The organism is Streptomyces phyllanthi, from assembly GCF_009377205.1.
Taxonomy (GTDB): Bacteria; Actinomycetota; Actinomycetes; order Streptomycetales; family Streptomycetaceae; genus Streptomyces; species Streptomyces phyllanthi.
This window is the reverse complement of sequence record NZ_VJZE01000542.1, coordinates 1-5597: the sequence shown is the minus strand read 5'-3', so window position 1 is coordinate 5597 and position 5597 is coordinate 1. Positions and strand designations below refer to the sequence as shown.

At 73.9% G+C, this 5597-nt stretch carries 5 protein-coding genes; 1 reads left to right on the top strand and 4 read right to left on the bottom strand.

All coding sequences use genetic code 11. The features are described from left to right. The first annotated feature begins 311 nt into the window (after nt 1–311). Nucleotides 312–1649, top strand: coding sequence for a glycoside hydrolase family 26 protein (locus FNH04_RS40335; RefSeq protein ID WP_152791137.1), 1338 nt, complete (start codon nt 312–314; stop codon nt 1647–1649). Between the two features lie 36 nt (nt 1650–1685). Here FNH04_RS40335 and FNH04_RS40330 read toward each other — a convergent pair whose 3' ends face one another. From FNH04_RS40330 to FNH04_RS40315, 4 genes are all read right to left on the bottom strand, one after another. Continuing rightward, nucleotides 1686–2819: a GNAT family N-acetyltransferase gene (locus FNH04_RS40330; RefSeq protein WP_322725268.1), complete on the bottom strand. Its 1134-nt coding sequence runs from the start codon at nt 2817–2819 to the stop codon at nt 1686–1688. After that, complete coding sequence (locus FNH04_RS40325) at nt 2816–3490, bottom strand: YveK family protein (RefSeq protein WP_386573585.1); 675 nt, start codon at nt 3488–3490, stop codon at nt 2816–2818. Before FNH04_RS40325 ends, FNH04_RS40330 begins: the two co-directional genes overlap by 4 nt. 129 nt (nt 3491–3619) lie before the next feature. Continuing rightward, nucleotides 3620–4849, bottom strand: a complete 1230-nt coding sequence (locus tag FNH04_RS40320) for a glycosyltransferase (RefSeq protein WP_152791141.1) — start codon at nt 4847–4849, stop codon at nt 3620–3622. A gap of 18 nt (nt 4850–4867) precedes the next feature. Further along, a partial coding sequence (locus FNH04_RS40315) for a polysaccharide deacetylase family protein (RefSeq protein WP_228031905.1) occupies nt 4868–5597 on the bottom strand: 730 nt, incomplete at its 5' end.

Below are 5597 nucleotides of genomic sequence, written 5' to 3'. Positions count from 1 at the left end.
CTCGTGGCCTCGGCCGTCGCCGCGCTGCTGCTGACGAGCGGCGCCGTCCTGTACCGGCGAGGCCGGGCCGCCTCCCGTCGGTAGTACTCCCCAGCAGTCCCCTCCGGGTGCCGGACGCTTCGCGTCCGGCACCTGAGTGCGTTTCAGGGCCTCCTCGGCCCATCACTCGTGCGGGTGGTGGGAGGGGGCCGAGGCGGAGGAGCCAAGAGGAAGATTGGCATACATATGACTGATAACTGGAGTGAATAAGGATAAACGGGTGGCGGCGCGTGCGCTGTGGCTGCTCCCGATGAGCCGAGCGAGGAGCATTCATGGCCGCAGAGCAACGGCGCCGCAGAAGATGGCCCGTATACGTGGCGGTCGGCATCGCCGCGTCGTCCGCCCTGCTGCCGGGAGCGGGATACGCCGTGGGTGCCGGGACGGAACGGGCGCCCCGGACGTCGGTGCCGGCGTCGACACGGATCACGAAGGCCACCGGTACACCGTCGGCACCGTCCGCCTCGCCCGAACCCTCCGTATCGCCCGCACAGTTGGCACCGTCCGCCCTGCCCGCACCACTCGCGTCCTCCGCGTCACCCACGTCCTCCGCGCCCCCCGCGTCCTCGGCGCCCAAGACGCAGTCAGCACTCGCCCCGTACCCCGCGTTCGGCGCCTACCTCGACTACGGCCCCGTCGGCGTGACCCGCATGGCTCTGCTCAGCCGGTGGCTGGGCGGGGCCCAACTGCGCGTGGGGCACACGTATCTGCCGGGCGACCGCTGGAGCAACATCGAGGGCGCCCCCCGCTTCCTCGACGCGTGGGCGAAATGGCGCCGGGCCAGGAGCGACCGGATCCTCGTCCTCAACGTGCCCATGCTGGAGCGCAACGAGCAGCGCCTCACCGACACCCAGGTGCGTGCCCTGCTGCGCCGGGGCGCGGCCGGGGAGTTCGACGCCCACTACCGCCGCCTGGCCCAGCGGCTGGTGGGGTTGAGGGTGCCGGACACCGTCATCGTGCTCGGCTGGGAGATGAACGGCATCACCTACAGCCACCGGTGCGGGCCGGACCCGCAGTCCTGGAAGGCGTACTGGAACAGGATCGTCACCGCCATGCGGGCGGTGCCGGGCCAGCGGTTCCGGTTCGACTTCACGCCGAGCCGCGGGCGCGACGCGGTGCCCTGGACGGAGTGCTACCCGGGGGACGCCACGGTCGACATCATCGGCATGGACGCGTACGACCAGCCGCGGGGGCTCTCCTTCGACCAGCAGGTGGCGGAGCCGTACGGACTGCAGAAGCACGTGGACTTCGCGAAGGAGCACGGCAAACCCATCTCGTATCCGGAATGGGGCCTGTTCCGCAACGGCGACAACGCCGAGTACATGCGGCGCATGCTGGCCTGGATCGACCAGCACAGGCCGCTGTACAACACGGTCACCGACTACTGCCCGCACGGGGTGTGGCAGTGCAGGAGGAACCCGAAGGCGTCCGCGGTCTACCGGTCCGTGCTCCACGGGCGCATCGCGACACGGCCGGCGCCCCAGCTCGCTCCGGGGCCGCTGTCTCCGGCGAACTGCTTTCCGCTGAACCTGAGCGGCTGGATCGAGCACTGGATCGGTGGAGCGCTGTGCGTGCGCTACAACTGGTGGGCGCGCTCCTGGTTGCCCTTCTGACCGCCAGAGCGCGGACCGCCGGCCGCGGCGGGAGGCTCAGCTCCCGCCGCCACCGCGTTCCCGTCGGCCGCGTACGAGTTCCCTGGCCCGGCCGCGCGCGGCGACCTCGGCCAAGACCGCCGACAGCAGCGGAGCGGTGCGCCTCCGGGCCAGCAGCAGCCGCTGGTTGACCACGGGTTCGGGGCGCCAGTGGCGCTTGTACGGCTCGTCGCCGCGCAGCAGGCTGAGCGTGCCGCGCTGCCCGCTTCCGGTGTGCCGGGCGCAGGCGTCCAGCAGCATCACGGCGACGTCCGCCTTCCGCTCGCGCAGCCGCGGATGGGCGCCGTACAGATAGCCGCCCGCCAGGCGCGGCGACAGCAGCGTCAGATCGACGGCCACCACCTCGCCGTCCAGCAGGAACTCGGTGACCACGGCGTCGCCGGAGCGCACCATCGGGCCGATCGCGCGCGTCAGGTGGCCGGCGAAGCGCTCCCGGAGGTGCTCCGGCGTCACCCCGCGGCCCTGCCACTGCAGCCGGTGCAGTGCGAGGAGCCGTCGCAGCGCGCTGTCCGCGTGGTCCGGGGTCACGGTCCGGCGTTCCACGCCCAGCGCGGTCAGTTTGCGCAGCTTGGCCCGTACCCGCTGGGCCTTCGCCGCCGGCAGCCGGGCCGTGAGCTCCTCGATCGGTACGGCGGGCAGCTCCAGGCAGAGCGAGTCGTCCACCCGGCGGCGCGGTCCGCTCCAGCGCTCGTAGACCTGCTCGGCGGCCCCGCCGGGCCGTACCTCGCGGAGGTCGACCAGTGCGGTGCGGGCGGCGGCCGACAGCGCCTCGGCGAGCGCGTCCGCCGCCCGGTCGGTGTGGTCGTCGTCGAGCAGGACGTCCCCGTAGTCGGAGATCGCCCCGCCCAGCGGGACTAGCCGGGGCACCGGCCATCCGACCCGCATCAGCGGGGCGACCGCGCGGAGTTCGCCGTACGCGCCGCTCTCGCGCACCAGCACCAGCCGGAGCCGGCCCGGTCTGCCGTACGACAGCCACCACGAGTACAGCCAGGCGTGGCTCTGGAACGGGGTCGCCGTGGCGCAGCTCCGGTACAGCCGGTCCCAGGCGGGGCCGAGTGCGGCGAAGTCCCGCTCGTCGGTGCACACTTCGGCCCGCAGCGTACGGCTGGGGGCCTGCAGGACGGCGCTCACCGCTGGCCGCGCGCGTCAGCCGCGGTGGCCGGGCCGGGCACCGCCGCGGACGGTGCTCCGTCGGCCGCGGCGCGCCGTGGGCGGACCAGCATCGCCAGACCGCCCAGCAGGCCGCCCGCGCTCGCGCCCACCAGCCCGGTCAGCGCCGGGGACGCCGAGGACGGCTCGGTGGGCCGGACGGCGCGGGAGAACCGCAGGAGTTCGACGTGCGTGGCGTTCTTGGCGTGGTTGGCGTGCCGGGTCAGCGAGCGGGAGACCGCGTTGGCCATGTCGACGGCGAGATCGGCCTGCGCGGAGGTGGCCGTCACGGCGACCATCGGCGCGTCCGGCGAGGTCGCCGACCGGACGCTCCTGCGCAGCGTCCTCATCGGCACGCCCGCCCACACCTGGGCGTCTCCGAGCACCGCGAGCTGGGTGGCGACCCGGCTGTACGCCTGGGCGAAGCCGAGGGCCGCCTGCGGGTCCGCCTTCTTGGTCGGTACGGCGATGACGTACGCGGTGGCCGAGTAGGCGGGTGGCGTGAAGGCGCCGTACGCGCCCCCGGCGAGGCAGCCGGTGACGACGGCGGCCGCGAGCGCGGACCACGGCGGCAGCGCTCTCAGGCGCCGGAGCGCCGGGCGCGACCGGATCGGGGGCGTCGGGGATTCAGCCTTGGAGGTCATGGAGGTCATCAGGACTCCTTGCGTGGAAACCCCGGTCTTCGGGCCGGGGAGGAAGCGAATCCGAACATCGACGGACACGCAGCGTCCGGGTGGCGTTACGCTGTGTCGCGCCCGGCGGCGACAACCAAGTTGCCGGGTCTACCGCCGGGCCGGCGGGAAGTCAGGTCTGTGGAGCTTGTGCAGCTGGTCACTCCCAGGTGGCGACGAGGTCGGGGTCGAGCGGGAGACGGCGGCCGCGTACACGTTCATGAGCTGGGCGGCGCTGCGGGTGATGCAGTAGTGGTGGGCCGCGGCGGAGACCGGGCGGCCGGGCGGCTCGGACCGCCCGGCCCCGGTCGGGGCGCGGCTCTTGGCCAGTGCGCGGGTCTCGGCCAGGGCGCGGGCGAAAGCGTCCGCGCCGCCCCGCACCCGGCGGGCCCCGGCGGAGAGGTGCGGCGGCAGGTCCTCGAGGGCCGGACAGGAGGCGTACAGCACCGGCAGCCCCGCCGCGAGGCCCTCCACGACGGCGAGGCCGAACGACTCCTCCGGACTGGGTGAGGCGAGCACGTCCATCGCCGAGGTCAGCGACGGCAGATCGGGCCCGGGGGTGCCGTCGGGGACGTACGGTCGCTCGCCCGTGAACAGCACCCGGTCGGTCACTCCGGCGCGCTGGGCGGTGCGCCGCAGCACGTTCTCCTCCGGGCCGCCGCCGGCCAGCAGCAGCCAGCAGTCGCCGGGGAGTTGCCCGAGCGCGCCGATCAGGACGTCGAAGCGTTTGCCGGCGGACAGCCGGCCGACGCCGCCGACGACGTACGCGTCCTCCGGCAGCCCGAGCCGGCGGCGGGTGCGTTCGCGGGTGAGCGGGTCGAAACGGAAGCGGGCCACGTCGATGCCGTTGGGCACGATCTCGATCCGTGGTTCGGGCACGCCCCAGCGTCTGAGCCTGTCGGCCACCGTGGCCGAGACCGCGACCGTGGAGCGGCCCAGCCGCTCGCTGGCCAGGTACAGCGCGCGCACACCCGGGCTCAGGGCGCGGCCCTCCATCTGGCTGCCGCCGAGGGAGTGTTCGGTGGCCACGACCGCCCGGACTCCCGCCAGGCGTGCGGCGATCCTGCCGTACACACATGCCCGGTAGAGGTGGGTGTGCACGAGGTCGTAACCGCCGGACCGGATCAGACGGACCAGCCGGGGCAGGGCGGACAGATCGCGGTTGCCGGCCATACCGAGGTGGACGACGCGGACGCCGTCCGCGGTCAGGCCCGCCGCGACCGGGCCGGGGTTCGTGAGCGTCACCACGTCGCAGTCGACGGGCAGATGGCGCAGCAGCAGCCGGAGCTGCTGTTCCGCGCCGCCGACGCCGAGGCCGGTGATGACGTGCAGGGCCTTCAACTCGGGCATCGCGGGGGCTCACACCCTCTCGACGGGGCGGCGGCGCAGCCGATGCAGATGGTGCAACTGGTGCAGCCGGTGCTTGAGATGCAGCCGCCAGGCCGTGTCGTGCTCTCCTACATGGACGCGCGGGAGGGCGAGAGGGCCGGTCAGGTCGCCGGGATCGGTGGCGCAGGCGTAGCTGTAGCCCGCCTGCCGTACGGCCTCGACGGTGCGGCGGTCGACCCTGCCGTACGGGTAGCAGAAGCCGTGGACGGGGGCACCGGTCATCTCGGACAGGAGGGCTCTGCTGTCCCTCACCTCGGAGCGGAGCAGCGCGTCGTCGGCGCGGGTCAGGTCCACGTGGGTGAGGCCGTGCGAGCCGATCTCGACCCCCTCGGCGGCGGCCTGCCGGATGCCGTCCACCGACAGCAGCGGCTTGCGCGGGCCGAGCGGGTCCCAGGCGTTGTGGCCGCCCAGCCTGCCGGGCAGGACGAACAGGGTGGCGCCGCAGCCGTGGCGGCGCAGCAGCGGCAGGGCGTGCGCGACGAAGTCGGCGTACCCGTCGTCGAAGGTGAGCCCCACCAGGTCCTGCCCCGTTCCCCGGGCGCGCGCGGCGAGCAGCTCGCCGACGCCGACGCCGCGCAGGCCCCGGCGGCGCAGCCAGTCGAGCTGCCGGTCCAGTCGATGGGGCGACACGGTGACGCGGTAGGGGTCGTGGGCGCAGTCGCCCACCGAGTGGTACATCGCCACCCACGGGGGTGGGCCG

Bases quoted from the DNA above. Each gene is read 5' to 3' on its own strand.
- FNH04_RS40335 (WP_152791137.1), top strand. From the start codon at position 312: ATGGCCGCAGAGCAACGGCGCCGCAGAAGATGGCCCGTATACGTGGCG.
- FNH04_RS40325 (WP_386573585.1), bottom strand. From the start codon at position 3,490: ATGACCTCCATGACCTCCAAGGCTGAATCCCCGACGCCCCCGATCCGG.